Genomic DNA, 16,581 nt, shown 5'->3' on the forward strand with positions numbered 1-16,581 from the left:
ATAAGCCCGCCTCTGGCGGGCTTTTTCTTATGATGTTATGTATTACTTAAACAGATGCCCGCATACTGAGGAAGAAACGGATGAGAAAACTTTGCATTTTTACAGCTTTTGCACTGTTTGCAACTCCTTCGCTCGCCGACGGTCTTTATGACCGCTGTATCAACCAATCGAACACCACCAATGCGGATTATGCCACCTGCGGAGCCCAGTGGCTGCAACGCGCAGACAACAAGCTCAATGAAGTCTGGAAAAAGGTTTACAGGCAGACCGACGGCGCAACCAAGAGCGATCTTCTCAATGAGCAGCGTTCCTGGAACAAGTTCAAGGAAGATTCGTGCAAATTCTACGCCAATGGTGACTGGGGACGTGAGGGGCAGGCGATCAATTTCCCGGCCTGCCGTGCCGCCATTATCGAGGCGCGCATCAAGGCCCTGCAGGATTATGGCAAGTTCTTTCAGGGACAATAAAGGGCAAGGCTCCCTTTCAAAATGCCCGTACTTGAGCCCATGAAAAAGCCCGCTTTCAGGCGGGCTTTTTCATGGAAAGCATCAACGGATCAGCTGCAGCCGCTTGTTGCACCACAGGTATCGCACTTGAGACAGGTGCCATTGCGCACCATGGTGAAATTCTGGCATTCCGAGCAGCTGTCGCCCGTATAACCCTGCATCATCGACTTCATGCGGCGGTCAGCTTCAAGCTGCTTGGCCACACTGGCCTCTGAGCGTGCGGACGCTGCATCCGCTGCCGCCTTGTCCGAGAACAGGTCGGTCGGCGATGGTTTTGCTTCCTGTACAGGCTCCTCATAATCCCGCTTGAAGGCGGTTGCGCCGTCGGTGACAAGGCCAATCGTGGCTGAACGATTTCCGGTCGATGAGGATTTCAGCGTCGTGACATTGGAAGCCTGCGGTGCCGAGCTGGTCGCGCTCTTGGCGTCGCTTACATTGGGCACCAGCGTCGGCTTGTAGCCGCGCGTCCAGCCGGTCGAAATCAGATTGGTCTTGCCTTCCTTGATACCCTTGCCCAGCGCCGTATTGGAGAAATCGCTGGTGTCGACATGGGCAAGGTCGTTGCGGCCAAGATAGGACACGGCCAGTTCACGGAATACATAGTCGATGATCGACGTCGCACTCTTAATGGCATCATTGCCGATCACGATGCCAGCCGGCTCGAACTTGGTGAAGGTAAAGGCCTCGACAAATTCCTCCAGCGGCACGCCATATTGCAGGCCGAGCGAGACGGCGATGGCAAAATTGTTCATCATTGCGCGGAAGGCAGCGCCTTCCTTATGCATATCGATGAAGATTTCACCGAGGCGACCATCGCCAAATTCGCCTGTGCGCAGGTAGACCTTGTGACCACCGACAATCGCCTTCTGGGTATAGCCCTGACGACGGTTCGGCAGCTTTTCGCGGCCATGTACGATCTTTTCCACGACCTTTTCAACGACACGTTCGGTAACCTGAACCGTACGTGCTGCAGCAGGCGCTTCAAGCAACGCATCCATCGCATCATCATCGTCATCATCGGCAATGAGCGAGGCATTGAGCGGCTGCGACAGCTTGGAACCATCGCGGTAAAGCGCATTGGCCTTCAGCGCCAGCTTCCAGGACAGCATATAGGCATTCTTGCAGTCCTCGACGGTCGCTTCATTCGGCATATTGATCGTCTTGGAGATCGCACCCGAAATGAACGGCTGGGCTGCCGCCATCATGCGGATATGGCTTTCAACCGAGAGATAACGTTTGCCGATCTTGCCGCACGGATTGGCGCAATCGAACACGGGATAGTGCTCTTCCTTGAGGTAAGGGGCGCCCTCCAGCGTCATGGCACCGCAAACATGGATATTGGCCGCTTCGATTTCCTGCTTGGAGAAGCCCAGCGCCGGCAGCATTTCAAACGAGAAATCGTTGAGCTGTTCGTCGGTCAGCTTCAGCACATCCTTGCAGAAGTCTTCGCCAAGCGTCCACTTATTGAAGGCAAACTTGATGTCGAAGGCACTCTTCAGCGCGGCATTGAGGGCCTCGATCTTCTCGTCAGTGAAGCCCTTTGCCTTGAGCGTGGTCGGATTGATGCCCGGTGCCTGATTGATATTGCCATGGCCGACCGCATAGGCTTCGATCTCGGCAATCTGGTTTTCCGGATAGCCGAGTGTGCGCAGGGCTTCCGGAACAGCGCGATTGATGATCTTGAAATAGCCGCCACCGGCAAGCTTCTTGAACTTCACCAGGGCAAAATCCGGCTCGATACCGGTCGTATCGCAGTCCATGACCAGGCCGATCGTGCCGGTCGGGGCAATAACGGTGGCCTGTGCGTTGCGGTAGCCGTATTTTTCACCAAGCTCCAGCGCCTTGTCCCAGGCCGCGCGGGCGCGCTCAATCAGCTTCTGGTCAGGGCAGTCGGCCGCAACCAGCGCAACCGGATTGACCGACAGGCCTTCATAACCCTGCGTTTCGCCATAGGCCGCACGGCGATGGTTGCGGATGACGCGCAGCATATGCTGGGCATTCGGCTCATAGCCCGGGAAAGCGCCCAGTTCCTTCGCCATTTCCGCCGAGGTTGCATAGGCAACACCCGTCATGATTGCCGTCAGTGCACCGCAAAGCGCACGCCCCTTGTCGGAGTCATACGGAATGCCGGAGGTCATCAGCAAGCCGCCAATATTGGCATAGCCAAGGCCGAGCGTGCGATATTCATAGGAAAGACGGGCGATTTCCTTGGACGGGAATTGCGCCATCATCACCGAAATTTCCAGCACGATCGTCCACAGGCGTGCCGTATGCTCAAAGGCGTCGATATCGATCGAGCCATCCTTGTTGCGATAGCTCAGCAGGTTGATCGAGGCCAGATTGCAGGCCGTGTCATCAAGGAACATGTATTCCGAGCACGGATTGGAGGCGCGAATCGGACCTGCAGCAGGGCAGGTGTGCCAATCATTCATCGTCGTGTTGAAATGCAGGCCCGGATCAGCCGATGCCCATGCGGCATAGCCGATCTTTTCCCAGAGATCGCGCGCCTTGAGCGTCTTCATGACCTTGCCGTCGCGCCGCGCGGTGAGATGCCACTCGCCATCATTTTCAACCGCACGCAGGAACTCATCCTTCACCGAGACCGAATTGTTGGAATTCTGGCCGGAAACGGTGAGATAGGCTTCCGAATCCCAGTCGGTGTCATAGGTCTTGAACTCGATGTCCTTGTAACCCTGACGCGCGAACTGAATGACGCGCTTGATATAGTTTTCAGGAACCTGATTTTTCTTGGCAGCCTTGATTTCGCGCTTCAGCGCCGGATTCTTGTTCGGATCAAAGCAGTCATCATTGTCCGCCTCGCAATTGACGCAGGCCTTCATGATGGCCGTCAGATGCTGCTTGACGATCTTCGAGCCGGTGACGAGAGCGGCAACCTTCTGCTCTTCCTTCACCTTCCAGTCGATATATTCCTCGATGTCCGGATGATCGATATCGACCACCACCATCTTGGCCGCGCGGCGCGTCGTGCCGCCCGACTTGATTGCGCCAGCAGCCCGGTCGCCAATCTTCAGGAAGCTCATCAGGCCGGAAGAACGGCCGCCGCCGGAAAGCTTTTCGCCTTCGCCGCGCACCTGGCTGAAATTTGAACCCGTGCCCGAACCATATTTGAACAGGCGCGCTTCGCGCACCCACAGATCCATGATGCCGCCTTCATTGACCAGATCGTCGGCAACAGACTGGATGAAGCAGGCATGCGGCTGCGGATGCTCATAAGCGGATTTGGACTTGGTCAGCTTGCCGGTCTGCCAGTCAACATAGTAGTGCCCCTGACCAGGGCCATCAATGCCATAGGCCCAGTGCAGACCCGTATTGAACCATTGCGGGCTGTTTGGCGCCACGCGCTGGGTCGCCAGCATATAGGCAAGCTCGTCGCGGAAGGCGAGGGCATCGGCCTCGGTATCGAAATAGCCGCCCTTCCAGCCCCAATAGGTCCAGGTACCGGCCAGACGATCGAAAACCTGGCAGGCATCGGTCTCACCACCATAGCGCTCATTTTCTGGCAGCTTCGCCAGCTCTTCCTCATCAGGCACCGAGCGCCACAACCAGGACGGAACGCCTTTTTCCTCAACCTTCTTCAGGCGCGCGGGCACACCGGCTTTGCGGAAATATTTCTGCGCCAGAATGTCAGCCGCAACCTGGCTGAACTGTGCCGGCACATTGATATTTTCCTGACGGAACACGACAGACCCATCGGGATTCTTGATCTCGCTAACTGCAGTGCGGAACGCGATATCCGCGTAAGCCGACTGATTCTCTTTCGTAAAGCGACGTTCGATCTTCATCTGTCCCATCCAAACCGTTCTATATATAGTAGCACGGACATGCCCGCCACAAAGCTTGCGCAAAGGCCCACCATACTACCCGCCCCGACCGCAAAAACGATCATGAAAAAGGGGCCGACATGAGATGTTGCCCCTGTAATCCCTCTCTACCTTTGCCGGATCAGCCGAAAGCCCTGGTGCAGCAGATTTCACATGTTCCACACCATTTGTCCTGGCGATCAGTATCAGCAGAATGGGCATACTCTATCTTGTAAGCAAGATGTCTGTAAATACTAAATCTTGCGTTAACGCAGCGTTTTTTGTTAGCCCGCCGTTTTACATCAGACGCTCATCCGGCAACGAAAACCCATGGGCTTGTTGCACGCATTTTCGTGCAAAAACCCGATGAATACCCATATATCCGTGAAACCAACTGGCGGAGAAACTAACGCCACCCCACTTACGCAACGCTCAGGATATAAATAGACAGATCCCCAACGTCGTCAAGCAATTCACCGGCACAATCCGCACCACGCTAGATATAGATGGGGAGTATTAGAGACCTGTGTGGATAATGGGGAGAAGTGGGCTTTTTATAATGACAGCCAAATAATCAAAAAAATCCATGTTTTCCGGCCTTGCATGCCGCAAGCCACGCTTCAGTCACGAAAGGGGAAGGCACGGGGCATGTGGCGGCAAAACATGGGGTGGGCGAGGGAGACCCAGCGGCCGTCACTCGGCCGCCAGTCTCAGATCCGAATCACCAAAGCGGCACAGAATCTCTTTCAGCTCAGCCTCATCCACCCGCGCGGCAGCTTCCCTGGGTGACACCCATTCAAAACTGCGCTGTGCCCGTTCCGGCCAATCCTTTGCCTGCGACCCGAACAGCACGGCAAAGACTGCAACCGTAAACTGGTTGATACGTTCCGGCGGAAGATCGAACTTGCTGTAATTGTAGCTGCCGATGGGCTGATCACACACTTGCCCGCGAATGCCGGCTTCCTCATAGGCCTCCTGCAGGGCAGCTTCTGCCAGCGTACGGCCAGCCATCGGCCAGCCTTTCGGGATGATCCAGCGCCCCGTGCCACGGCTGGTGATCACCAGAACCTGCGGCTTGCCCTGATCAAATCGGTGAACGAGAGCGGCAACCTGCTGCAGACGGCCTGCAGGCGTCAGAATGCGCTTTCCTGTTGCAACCGATTGTAGAGATTGGCGCTTCACCGAATTATTCCCTCATTATTTTTATTGAGCATGATGATGGAACGATTCGCGAAAATGACAACTGCCTGAATATGCAAATGCCCATTGCAACACCAATTCTCATCGGTGATACGCACGGAAGGCCTGACAGCCGGATTTCCAGATCGTTATTGCAAGCCCAACCCGAGCTGAAAGGTCCGGGCTTTCTGGCGCATGCCCAATGCTTGCCCCCAGGCAGAGAGGCACCAAACTTGGAGGTACCAAACTTGCGCGGCTGTCCACGTTACAATGCGATTGCGGCAGAAATGGACCGCCATCGCAAGGAATGTCATCGCAATTTACATTTCATGTGATTTATGAGCGCTTGCCGTGCGCAATCGGCTCCTGATAGGTGAAACCCATATCCCAGGGAAAATAGATCCACGTATCCTGCGAGACTTCCGTTATGAAAGTATCAACCAGGGGGCGGCCCTTCGGCTTGGCATAAACCGTGGCAAAATGCGCCCTGGGCATCATGGCGCGCACGATCGAGGCCGTCTTGCCGGTATCTGTCAGATCATCGACAACGAGAATGCCTTCGCCTTCATTTTCGAGCAGAGACTCGGTCACCCCCTTGAGTACCTTCATTTCGCCTTGGGACGTATAGTCATGATAGGAGGCAACGCAGACGGTTTCGATCATGCGGATGCCAAGCTCACGGCAGATGATGGCAGCCGGAACCAGCCCACCGCGCGTGATCGCAACGATTGCCCGCCATTCACGATCCATCCCTGCGATTCGCCAGGCAAGGGCGCGGGCGTCTCGGTGAAACTGATCCCAGGAAACAGGGAAGGCTTTGTCAGGCAAAGACATTGAAAAGCTCCGGTAAAGACCCACGACCGTGGATCAGGACAAATGAAGATGCGTTCATGTGAATGGTTTTGTTTGTGATAAACGCAATTTTCTCATCATGGCAAGAGCGATGCATCCCGCCCCTGGTTTCAGCGCGAAAACAGGGTCGGAATGGCCAATGAGCTAAGCATGGCACGCGTCACGCCGCCAAAGAACAGCTCGCGCAGACGCGAATGGCTGAAAGCGCCAAGAACCAGCAGATCCATGCGCTGGGCAAGCAGATAGTCCCGCATCACGCTGTGCGCCGCCTTGCCATGCGAGGTCAGCAACACGAGTTTGGCATCAACGCCATGACGGCCAAGCGTCGCCACCAGATCCTGCGCGACATCGTTGGAATTTTCATCGTCATTTTCCGGCGGATCGATCCAGACGATTTCCGTACTCTCGGCCTTTTCCATGAAAGGCAACGCATCAAGGGCCGCACGAGACGCCTCGCGCTTGCCGTTGAAGGCAACCAGAATCCGGTCAAAGGACTGCACATCCAGTGCTGGCGCATAGGGCACGAGCAGAACCGGACAGCTGGCATGAAACACAATGGTTTCCGCCGTTTCATCATTTGTACCCGGATCATCCGGATCAGGCTGGCCAGCCACGAGCAGCTCGGCACCAAGACAGGAAGCAATGACGCCATCGGCAGCCGTACCCGTCTCGGAACGGACAATGCGGAATTCATGCTTGACACCCATGGCGCTGATGCCGGCTTCAAACAGCTGCTTCAGATTTTCACTGCGCTCCTTATGCTGTTTGTCGTGCATCTCGAACATGCCCGGATCGACAAACCCGTTCGGCTCGGCATAGGCAATCGGCGAGGGAATGGAATAAAGCCCGGTGCAATGCAGGTCGGGAAATGTCTTTACAAGCAGCTCAACGGTCGCCATCACGCGTTTCAGCTCAGCTTCACTGCGCATATAGGCCATCACGGTCTTGAAGGTCATGATCGTCTACTCCCTCTGAAGCCTGTTTCCTGCTGCCCCCTATATCAGATGAGGATAGCACAGAAATTGCAAGCCGTGATTAGTCCATTCGAGAGAGCAGACACTTGAAATGACAGGGGCCTTGCGGCGCATGCAACGCTGTTCCTGCACCGTTCCGGGAAAAGCGGGAACGGTTTCCCGTCCGGAACTGCGAAAAACAATGGGGTAGGGCAATCGGCGTTTCCGGAAAAATCTGAATTGCTAGCGCGCGCCTGCCTGCGTCAGATCCGCGATCATCGCTTCAATGGCACTGATCGCCATATCAATCTTGTCCATTTCGCGCCCGCGCACGACCAGTTCGGTACTGAAACGGCCATCCTCAAACTTCGGATAGGAGCCGATGACCGTTTCGAGATTTTTCTTCTGGATTGCCGCCAGCCGCTCGCCAATGACGCCTTCGCCAAAATGGCAGCGCACGGATTTCGACAGGACCTTGCTGCCCGTCCGCAAGGTCGGCAGGACATTGTCCACCATGGCCTGAAACACGGAGGGTACGCCGGCCATCACATAGACATTGCCGATCTGAAAACCCGGCGCCGTGGAGACGGGATTGTCAATATGAACAGAACCCTGCGGCATCCGTGCCATGCGCCTGCGCGACGGCGTGAACTCCAGACCGCGACGCGCATAATTGTCTGCCAGAAGCTGCAGCGCCTTTTCATCGTAGACACAAGGCACACCAAAGGCTTTCGCGATGGCATCGGCCGTAATGTCGTCATGGGTCGGTCCGATGCCGCCGGAGGTGAAAACATAATCATATTTGCTGCGCAAGGCATTGACGGCAGCAACGATCGCCTCCTCATCGTCGCCGACAATGCGCACTTCCTTCAGATCAATGCCTGCCGCCGTCAGCATGTCGGCGAGATGGCCGATATTCCTGTCCTTGGTGCGGCCCGACAGAAGCTCGTCACCAATGGCCAGCATGGCTGCTGTGACTGTCTGTGGAGAATTCTGATTCATGACCGCCCTCAAACTGCTCATTATGATGCGCCTGGTTTACGCAGAAATATCGCATTCCGCCAGACCGGATTTGCATGGGGACATGCATGCGCTGTTGTACAAGGCTGGAACAGGCAGGAAGGGTGGTGCGGTCGGCGGGACTTGAACCCGCAAGCCTGAAAGGCGACGGATTTTAAGTCCGTTGCGTATACCAGTTTCGCCACGACCGCGTCATTGACGTTTCTATGTCACGATTTGCATCGCAAATTCAATGGGGCAAGCATCAGTTTTCTACAACTGCTCATACCGACAGGCATATTTTGCCGGCCACGCGAAACAGCTTCTGGCTTATTATCATTGTATTTGCTTGTAATTTCAAAATGACTGATAGAAACATGCAACCACTGTCTGCCCAGAACCTGCCACAGGGCATCAGACATGCTTTTTCTTGTCCGGCTTTTCTGCTAGGCGAGCCTCATGAAAATTGCACCGGTTTTCAGATTTCTGGACCAGTGCCAAAAGCCGGAGCGATCAAACCGATCAATTGTCTCAGGCCGATTGCCTTGCCTCGGAAACAAGACCTTGTGGCAAGGACTTATTGCGGAAAGCCAGATCAATGAGTTCATTCATCAAATCCGTTGTTGCAGCCGAAGACGCCATGCGCGCCCTGTTTGCCGAAACACCATTGCAGCGCAATGATTTCCTGTCGCGCAAATACGGCGCAGAAATCTGGCTCAAGCGCGAGGATCTCACCCCGGTGCGCTCGTACAAGATTCGCGGTGCCTTCAACTTCATTTCCCGAGCGGTACGGAATGCCGGCCCGGAAACGGTCTTTGTCTGCGCCTCGGCCGGCAACCATGCCCAGGGCTTTGCCTATGTCTGCCGCCATTTCGAGCGCAAGGGCGTGGTCTTCATGCCGGTAACCACGCCGCAGCAGAAGATCGACAAGACACGCGCCTTTGGCGGCGATTTCATCGAAATCCGTCTCATCGGCGATACGTTCGACGTCAGCTATGCTGCCTCGCAGGAATTTGCCGAAAACAATCACGGTCTCATGGTACCGCCATTTGACCATCCGCGCATCATAGAAGGGCAGGCGACCGTGGCGCTTGAAATCGAGCGTCAGCTTGCCGGAAAAACGCCCGATCTCATCATCCTGCCCGTAGGCGGCGGCGGGCTGTCCGGCGGTGTGGCGCAATATATTGGTGATCTTGGCTGGAAGACCAGCTTTCGCTTTGTCGAACCCAGAGGCGCGGCCAGCCTCAAGGGCAGTCTCGAAGCAGGCAAGCGCATCAAGCTGGCTCATGTCGACAATTTTGTCGACGGCGCTGCCGTGGCGCAGATCGGCGCAGAAAATTTCAGGATTCTCAAACACTTTCCGGAAGATTCTGTCATATTGGTTCCGGAAAATCGCCTCTGCGCGACCATTGTTGAAATGCTCAATGTCGAAGGCGTGGTGCTGGAACCAGCCGGCGCACTTGGCATCGACGCGCTCAAGGATTTCAAGAAGAGCGAAATCAGGGGCAAGCGTATCGTGATTGTTGTCTCAGGCGGCAATTTCGATTTCGAACGCCTGCCAGATGTACGCGAAAGGGCGCTGCGCTTCGAAGGCCTGAAAAAATATTTCATCTTCCGCTTTCCGCAGCGTCCGGGTGCCCTGCGTTCCTTCCTGGACCTGCTTGGACCGGATGATGACATTGCCCGTTTTGAATATCTGAAAAAATCGGCACGCAATTTCGGCTCGGTGCTGATTGGCATCGAAACCAAGGATGCCGCCAATTTCAAAACCCTGGAAAAGAAATTCGCCGAGGCAGGCTGGTCTTATCAGGACATTACCGACAATCAGGTTCTGGCGGATTTCATCATCTGACGCGGACCAATCTTTGACACGGACGGATGTCCATGGAAACCATTGTGGGAGGTTAGACCTCCCACAATGATTATAGCGGGCATTCAAATTGTAGCAAATACATCAGGCTTGTGATGTTATCGCCCGCTATTTTAGGCATTAGCGAAAGATGCCACCGAAAATTCCATTCAGATAGCCCGTTACGATAATATCACCAATATAATGCAGCAAACGAAATACCATTTTAATTCACCATTCCATGAAAATGAGAGTTGCGCCGTGCCAATACCATATATGAACGAAATCAAATACCACCATATATTGCCATCATAAAATAAAGAATATAATTATTTATATTAATATGAAAATAAACTGAAATGAAATACAAATGACATTAAAAATTCATCATGAAAAAATGTTTTACTTTATTTGACCACAAAGGTACCGGCAATTTGTTTTACCATTTTCTGCCTGCAAGATGAGTCATCATCTTCTGACAGGCTACGTCATGGCTTGATATAATGATTTGCATTTTCGCGCGAATGGGGCCATAAGCAACACTGGCGCATGGGCCGGGCACCACGATCTGGCTTTCCCTGGATGGACTTGTTGCGTCTTGCCGCAGCCGCAATTGGCCTGCGGGGCCTGACAGGATCAGGCACGGCAGCGCAAGTCGTCCGGGTTGAATTTTGGGCGTCATGTCGTTTCATAATTGAAATTTTTGGTCAGGTTGCGCCTGATCACCATATGTCGCGCCATGTCATGCATGGTGCTGAAAGAGATTGAATTGACTATAGAAAAAACCAACGGTTTTGCCACGCTGGGCATTACGGGCATTCTTCTGAAGGCGCTTGATGCCATCGGCATGATTGAACCCAAGCCGATCCAGATTGAAGCCATACCGCCGCAGCTTGAGGGGCGGGATATTCTGGGCATTGCCCAGACCGGCTCCGGCAAGACGGCAGCCTTCAGTCTGCCAATCCTGCAAAAGATCATCGGGCTCGGCGACAGGCGTCCGGCAAAAAGCGCGCGCGCACTCATTCTTGCACCGACCCGCGAGCTTGCCGTCCAGATCGAACAGACCATCCGCAACCTGTCGAAAAATGCCCATATTTCAACCGCGCTTGTGCTGGGCGGTGTCTCCAAGCTGACACAGATCAAGCGCATCGCCCCAGGCGTTGACGTGCTGATTGCCACGCCAGGGCGTCTGACCGACCTCATGCGCGAAGGTCATGTTGATCTGTCGCATACGCGATGGCTTGTGCTGGATGAAGCCGACCGCATGCTTGACATGGGCTTTATCCATGACGTCAAGCGCATTGCCAAGGCGACCAGAGCCGAACGCCAGACTGCGCTGTTTTCAGCCACCATGCCCAAGGAAATCGCCGCCCTGGCCGAACGGCTTCTGCGTGATCCCGTGCGCATCGAGGTCGCACCACAGGGAACCACGGCGGCTGAAATCAGCCAGGTCGTGCATCCAGTGCCCACCCGTGAAAAACGCCGTCTTCTCTCCGCCATGCTCACCAACCCGGACATGCAGTCGGTGATTGTCTTTACCCGCACCAAGCATGGCGCAGATGCAGTCGTGCGCCATCTGGAGCGCGATGGCTATCAGGTCGCAGCCATCCACGGCAACAAGTCGCAAAATGCCCGCCAACGCGCCTTGAATGGTTTTCGCGATGGCACGCTGCGCATTCTGGTTGCAACCGACATTGCTGCACGCGGCATTGACGTGCCGGGCATCAGCCATGTGGTCAATTACGACCTGCCGGATGAACCGGAAACCTACGTCCACCGCATCGGTCGCACCGGCCGCAATGGCGCAAGCGGTGCGTCGATCACGCTTTATGATCCGGCAACCGAAGAAGCCAAGTTTCATGCCGTGGAGCGGGTCACGCGCAGCAAGCTTCCCGTATGCGAAGCACCCATCAAGCTTGCACCAGCCCCCGCAGCCAGACCCGCAAGCACGCAAGCCAGAACAGGCGAGCCGGCACAGCATCGCCGTGGCGGTCTATCGCAGCCAGGCAAAAATCGCCGTCCTGCCCGGAAATCGGGCGAACAACGTGTGTCGTCTCAAGCCCCCAGCATAGCCGCCGCCAAGGCAAAACGACCGTACCGGCGCAAACGCCGCTCTGGCGGCAACCAGACCGCAGCCTGAGCGGACTTTGGAAACACATTTGCCGAAATCCGCCTTTTCAGGGCGGATTTTCTTTTTAAAACTACATATTGGAAAACGGATTGCCCGTTTGCCGGGAATAATATTCCACAGTTGCTTGAAGGGCAGGGGCCTTGCTCCTAATTTGCGCAGCAAAGAGAAAGGATAGCAGCCATGCTCAATTCGGTGCTCGAAGCCATCGGCAATACCCCATTGATCCGCCTGAAAAAAGCGTCGGAAATCACCGGCTGCGACATTTATGGCAAGGCGGAATTTCTCAATCCGGGGCAGTCAGTCAAGGATCGTGCCGCTCTTTCGATCATTCGCGACGCGGAAAAGCGTGGGGACTTGCGTCCGGGCGGCATCATTGTGGAGGGCACGGCCGGCAATACAGGCATTGGCCTGACCCTGGTTGCCAAGGCGCTGGGCTATCGCACGGTCATTGTCATTCCCGAAACGCAGAGCCAGGAAAAGAAGGATGCGCTGCGCCTGCTTGGCGCCGAACTTCTGGAAGTGCCTGCCGCCCCATACAGGAACCCGAACAATTACATCCGCATTTCCGGCCGTCTGGCTGAGCGATTGGCCAGGACCGATCCCAATGGTGCGATCTGGGCCAACCAGTTCGACAATACGGCCAATCGTGACGCGCATATTGCCACCACATCACAGGAAATCTGGCGCGACACCAATGGCAGAATCGATGGTTTTGTTGCAGCCGTCGGCTCTGGCGGCACGCTGGTTGGCACCTCCATCGGCCTGAAGGCGCACAATCCGGATATCAAGATTGCTCTGGCTGATCCTCATGGTGCAGCGCTTTATTCCTACTACACCACGGGCGAGCTCAAGTCAGAGGGCGATTCGATCACTGAAGGCATCGGGCAGGGGCGCATTACCGCCAATCTCGAAGGCTTCAGACCAGACTTTGCCTATCGCATTTCCGATGCCGAAGCGCTCGAAGTGATCTTCGATCTGGTCGAGCATGAGGGACTTTGCCTTGGTGGCTCCACCGGCATCAATGTTGCCGGCGCAATCCGTCTGGCAAAAGATCTGGGACCCGGCCATACAATTGTGACAGTGCTTGCCGATTATGGTAATCGATACCAGTCCAAGCTGTTCAATCCGACCTTCCTGCGCGGAAAGAACCTGCCGGTTCCTGCCTGGCTGGAAAAGAAGACAGAAATAGAAATACCGTTTGAGGCGTGACATGACATTTGAAACCGAAGCCCTTTTCCGTGACAATTCTTATCTGAAAGAAGCGGAGGGCACGGTTGTGGCCATGACGGATTCGGGCGGGATCATCCTTGATCGGACGATCTTTTACGCCACCTCTGGCGGCCAGCCGGGCGATACCGGCTATCTTGAACGCGCAGATGGCTCCCGCATCGCCATTGCGGGGACTGTGACCGGCGAAAACAAGAACGAAATCATCCATCTTCCCGCCGAAGGAGCCATCCTGCCCGAAATCGGCGAAAGACTGGCGCTCCATATTGACTGGGAGCGCCGGCTGAAACTGATGCGCATGCACACTGCCTGCCATTTGCTTTCCGTCGTCTGCCCATTTCCGATTACCGGCGCTGCAGTCGGCGAGGAGGAAAGCCGGGTTGACTTTGACCTGCCAGACCCAAGCTATACCAGGGAGATGGTGACAGAAAAACTGATGGAGCTGGTCAATGCCGATGCCCCGGTTGCCATCAAGTGGATCAGTGACGAGGAGTTCCTCGCCAATCCGGACATTGTGAAGTCGAAGAATGTCCGCCCGCCGGTCGGCTCAGGGCGCATTCGCCTTGTCCTCATCGGTGAAAATGGCGCAATCGACTCACAGCCCTGCGGCGGCACGCATGTGGCCAGCACCGGCGAGGTAGGCGCAATCCACATCGGCAAGATTGAAAAAAAGGGCAGGGAAAACCGTCGTTTCCGTATTCGCTTCGGTAACCTGCCGCAATAAGATCAGGAAATGGACGGAATACCATAAGGAGCAGGCCCGTGGTTGAGAAAAGCGCTTATGTCGTCTCCCGTGACTGGTTGAAGGAACGTCTTGGCAAGCCGGGGCTCGCGATTGTAGATGCGTCCTGGTACCTGCCTGCCGCAGGCCGCAATGGCCGCGCGGAATATCAGGCAAGCCACATTCCCGGTGCGGTTTTCTTTGACCAGGATCTGATTGCCGACAAGGAGGCAGGCCTGCCGCATACGCTGCCCTCGCCAGCCCTGTTTGCCCGCCATGTCGGCTCCATGGGCATCAGTGCCAAGGATACGATCGTCGTCTATGACGGGCCGGGCCTGTTTTCTGCCCCACGCGTGTGGTGGATGTTCCGTATCATGGGGGCAAAGGAGGTCTATGTGCTTGATGGCGGTTTTGATGGCTGGAAAAAGGCTGGCTATCCTGTCACTTCCGCACCGACGAAAATTGCCCCGTCACTCTTTGTTCCATCCTTTGATGAACAGGCTGTCGTTTCCTTGGACGAAATGCGCAAGATCGTTGACGAGCGCAGCGCCCAGATTGCCGATGCCCGTTCTGCAGGCCGTTTCACCGGGCAGGAACCCGAACCGCGTCCCGGCATGCGCTCGGGGCACATGCCGGGCGCACGCAATGTCCCGGTCACACTGCTGTCGGAAAATGGCGAGCTCAAGGATCTCGATTCCCTGCGCAAGATATTTGCCGAAGCCGGCATTGATCTCGGCAAGCCTGTCGTCACAAGCTGCGGCTCTGGCGTCACGGCTGCTGCGATCACACTTGCCCTCACATCGCTTGGACATAAGGCAAATCGCCTCTATGATGGCTCATGGAGCGAATGGGGCAGCAAACAGGATACCCCAGTCGTCACAGGAGAAGCGGAATAGGGCATGGCTGAAACGGCTGGACGCATCTTGCACACCAGGGTAACGCGTCTGGAAATGACACAACGCCCGACATTCACCCCGCCAGTGCCTGTCGGCATGCGTCTGGCCATCATGCGGGCAACAAACACGCCCGTTCACTTCTACCGCTATCTCTATGAGCAGGTCGGCCGGCCACATCACTGGACCATGCGGCGCCTGCAAAGCGATGAAGAACTGGTCAGAGCCATCCATGCCGAGACATGCGAGATCCATATTCTCTATGTCGATGGCTGCCCGGTCGGTTTTGCTGAAACCGATTATGCCGTACCACATCAGGCAGAAATCCTCCATTTCGGCCTGATGTGTGACTATCAGGGACGGGGACTGGGCAAATTCTTCCTGCATGAAACCGTCTCGGCCGCGTGGTTGAAGGATCCGCAGAAAATCATCATTCAGACCAATACGCTGGACAGCCCACGCGCGTTGCAGCTTTACCAGAAAATGGGATTTTCCCCTGTAAGCTGGTCGGAAGAAACCGTCATTGCCTGGGACTGATGGAAGCCCGTGAAAATCATCCTGCAATCGCAATTAAAATGAACTTGCGCCGGAATTGGCGTCAATTGGCATATCGCACACGCTCCTGCCGCTCCAGCCTGCCTGTAGAATCCTCTTGATGATCGAAGATCACACAATTGCGCCCGGCTGATTTGGCCTTGTACAGACATCGGTCGGCACGGCGCAGAACTTGTGAGTTGGTTTCCCCGCTGAATGCCTGACTGGCACCAATGCTGATCGTCATTCTATAGTTTTCATGCTCAGATATGATGAGCGGGATTCTTTCCACCTCGGCGCATAAATGCCGGGCAAACTGATAGCCATCATCTGCATCGGCATGGGGAATGTAAATGCAGAATTCCTCACCGCCCACCCGGCCGACAATGCCATTCTTGTTGGTATAGTTCTGCAAGATAAAGGCTATATGCCGCAGCGCACGATCACCCACTGCATGGCCATAGGTGTCATTGATCCTCTTGAAATGATCAACATCTATCGCCAGCAGGACACCTTCCTCCACCTCTGCTCGCGCATTGCGCATCATGTTGAAGAAGCTTTCCCGATTGAGCACCCCCGTCATCTGATCAATGCGCGAGCGCTCCTGCAACTCGCTATAGACAATCTGCAAATGTTCATAGGAACGTTTGAGCCTGTTCTGCAGAATGAACAGATAGGTCATGACAGGGCAGGCCGTCACAACCGGCACGGCAACACAAAGCATAAGCACGATGCGATCGACCGTCCCCCCCATCCACATCAGGAGAACCCATATGATGGCGGTCGATGTAGCCATAACACAACCAGTACTGATGAAAGCCCAAAGCATGGCCGATTTCATTTGCAATCCCCCACAATTAGAGCCCGACCGAAAATTAAGTTGAGCGATTTCAGTAGTTTATGATTCTCTATGTTT

At 55.2% G+C, this 16,581-nt stretch carries 14 protein-coding genes and 1 tRNA gene; 7 read left to right on the top strand and 8 right to left on the bottom strand.

Features of this window, described 5'->3' with window-relative positions; translation table 11 throughout:
* Window positions 1-80: 80 nt before the first annotated feature.
* Window positions 81-467, top strand: coding sequence for a lysozyme inhibitor LprI family protein (locus tag ACFO1V_RS07450; RefSeq protein ID WP_374832528.1), 387 nt, complete (start codon window positions 81-83; stop codon window positions 465-467).
* An 89-nt stretch (window positions 468-556) separates the two neighbouring features.
* Here ACFO1V_RS07450 and ACFO1V_RS07455 read toward each other — a convergent pair whose 3' ends face one another.
* The 7 genes from ACFO1V_RS07455 to ACFO1V_RS07485 all read right to left on the bottom strand — a co-directional run bounded on the left by ACFO1V_RS07455 (window position 557) and on the right by ACFO1V_RS07485 (window position 8,732).
* On the bottom strand, window positions 557-4,309 hold the full coding sequence (locus ACFO1V_RS07455; RefSeq protein WP_374832526.1) for a vitamin B12-dependent ribonucleotide reductase: 3,753 nt from the start codon (window positions 4,307-4,309) through the stop codon (window positions 557-559).
* Window positions 4,310-5,020: 711 nt separating this feature from the next.
* Window positions 5,021-5,509 carry an NUDIX hydrolase gene (locus ACFO1V_RS07460; RefSeq protein ID WP_374832524.1) on the bottom strand — a complete coding sequence of 163 codons (489 nt, stop codon included), beginning with the start codon at window positions 5,507-5,509 and terminating at the stop codon, window positions 5,021-5,023.
* A 333-nt stretch (window positions 5,510-5,842) separates the two neighbouring features.
* Window positions 5,843-6,340, bottom strand: coding sequence for a xanthine phosphoribosyltransferase (gene gpt / locus ACFO1V_RS07465; protein WP_374832522.1), 498 nt, complete (start codon window positions 6,338-6,340; stop codon window positions 5,843-5,845).
* A gap of 128 nt (window positions 6,341-6,468) precedes the next feature.
* The gene (locus ACFO1V_RS07470) at window positions 6,469-7,314 is read right to left on the bottom strand and encodes a universal stress protein (protein ID WP_374832520.1); all 846 of its coding nucleotides are present in this window, start codon (window positions 7,312-7,314) and stop codon (window positions 6,469-6,471) included.
* A 240-nt stretch (window positions 7,315-7,554) separates the two neighbouring features.
* Entirely contained in the window at window positions 7,555-8,313 is a 759-nt protein-coding gene (locus ACFO1V_RS07475; protein ID WP_374832518.1) for a competence/damage-inducible protein A, read from the bottom strand.
* 123 nt (window positions 8,314-8,436) lie between these two features.
* Window positions 8,437-8,522: transfer RNA gene (locus ACFO1V_RS07480), tRNA-Leu, on the bottom strand.
* An 18-nt stretch (window positions 8,523-8,540) separates the two neighbouring features.
* Window positions 8,541-8,732 carry a hypothetical protein gene (locus tag ACFO1V_RS07485; RefSeq protein ID WP_374832516.1) on the bottom strand — a complete coding sequence of 64 codons (192 nt, stop codon included), beginning with the start codon at window positions 8,730-8,732 and terminating at the stop codon, window positions 8,541-8,543.
* A gap of 176 nt (window positions 8,733-8,908) precedes the next feature.
* Here ACFO1V_RS07485 and ilvA point away from each other — a divergent pair, with 176 nt between their 5' ends.
* The 6 genes from ilvA to ACFO1V_RS07515 all read left to right on the top strand — a co-directional run bounded on the left by ilvA (window position 8,909) and on the right by ACFO1V_RS07515 (window position 15,668).
* Entirely contained in the window at window positions 8,909-10,162 is a 1,254-nt protein-coding gene (ilvA, locus tag ACFO1V_RS07490; RefSeq protein ID WP_374832514.1) for a threonine ammonia-lyase IlvA, read from the top strand.
* Window positions 10,163-10,907: 745 nt separating this feature from the next.
* Window positions 10,908-12,299, top strand: coding sequence for a DEAD/DEAH box helicase (locus ACFO1V_RS07495; protein ID WP_374832602.1), 1,392 nt, complete (start codon window positions 10,908-10,910; stop codon window positions 12,297-12,299).
* A gap of 171 nt (window positions 12,300-12,470) precedes the next feature.
* Complete coding sequence (locus tag ACFO1V_RS07500; RefSeq protein ID WP_374832512.1) at window positions 12,471-13,499, top strand: cysteine synthase A; 1,029 nt, start codon at window positions 12,471-12,473, stop codon at window positions 13,497-13,499.
* Between the two features lies 1 nt (window position 13,500).
* Window positions 13,501-14,241 (top strand): alanyl-tRNA editing protein, encoded by a 741-nt coding sequence (locus ACFO1V_RS07505; protein ID WP_374832510.1) that lies wholly within the window; start codon window positions 13,501-13,503, stop codon window positions 14,239-14,241.
* A gap of 38 nt (window positions 14,242-14,279) precedes the next feature.
* Complete coding sequence (sseA, locus tag ACFO1V_RS07510; RefSeq protein WP_374832508.1) at window positions 14,280-15,134, top strand: 3-mercaptopyruvate sulfurtransferase; 855 nt, start codon at window positions 14,280-14,282, stop codon at window positions 15,132-15,134.
* A gap of 3 nt (window positions 15,135-15,137) precedes the next feature.
* Window positions 15,138-15,668, top strand: a complete 531-nt coding sequence (locus ACFO1V_RS07515; RefSeq protein ID WP_374832506.1) for a GNAT family N-acetyltransferase — start codon at window positions 15,138-15,140, stop codon at window positions 15,666-15,668.
* Window positions 15,669-15,729: 61 nt separating this feature from the next.
* Here ACFO1V_RS07515 and ACFO1V_RS07520 read toward each other — a convergent pair whose 3' ends face one another.
* Complete coding sequence (locus ACFO1V_RS07520; protein WP_374832504.1) at window positions 15,730-16,461, bottom strand: GGDEF domain-containing protein; 732 nt, start codon at window positions 16,459-16,461, stop codon at window positions 15,730-15,732.
* Window positions 16,462-16,581: the final 120 nt, after the last annotated feature.

The organism is Daeguia caeni (genome assembly GCF_042653845.1).
Taxonomy (GTDB): Bacteria; Pseudomonadota; Alphaproteobacteria; order Rhizobiales; family Rhizobiaceae; genus Brucella; species Brucella caeni.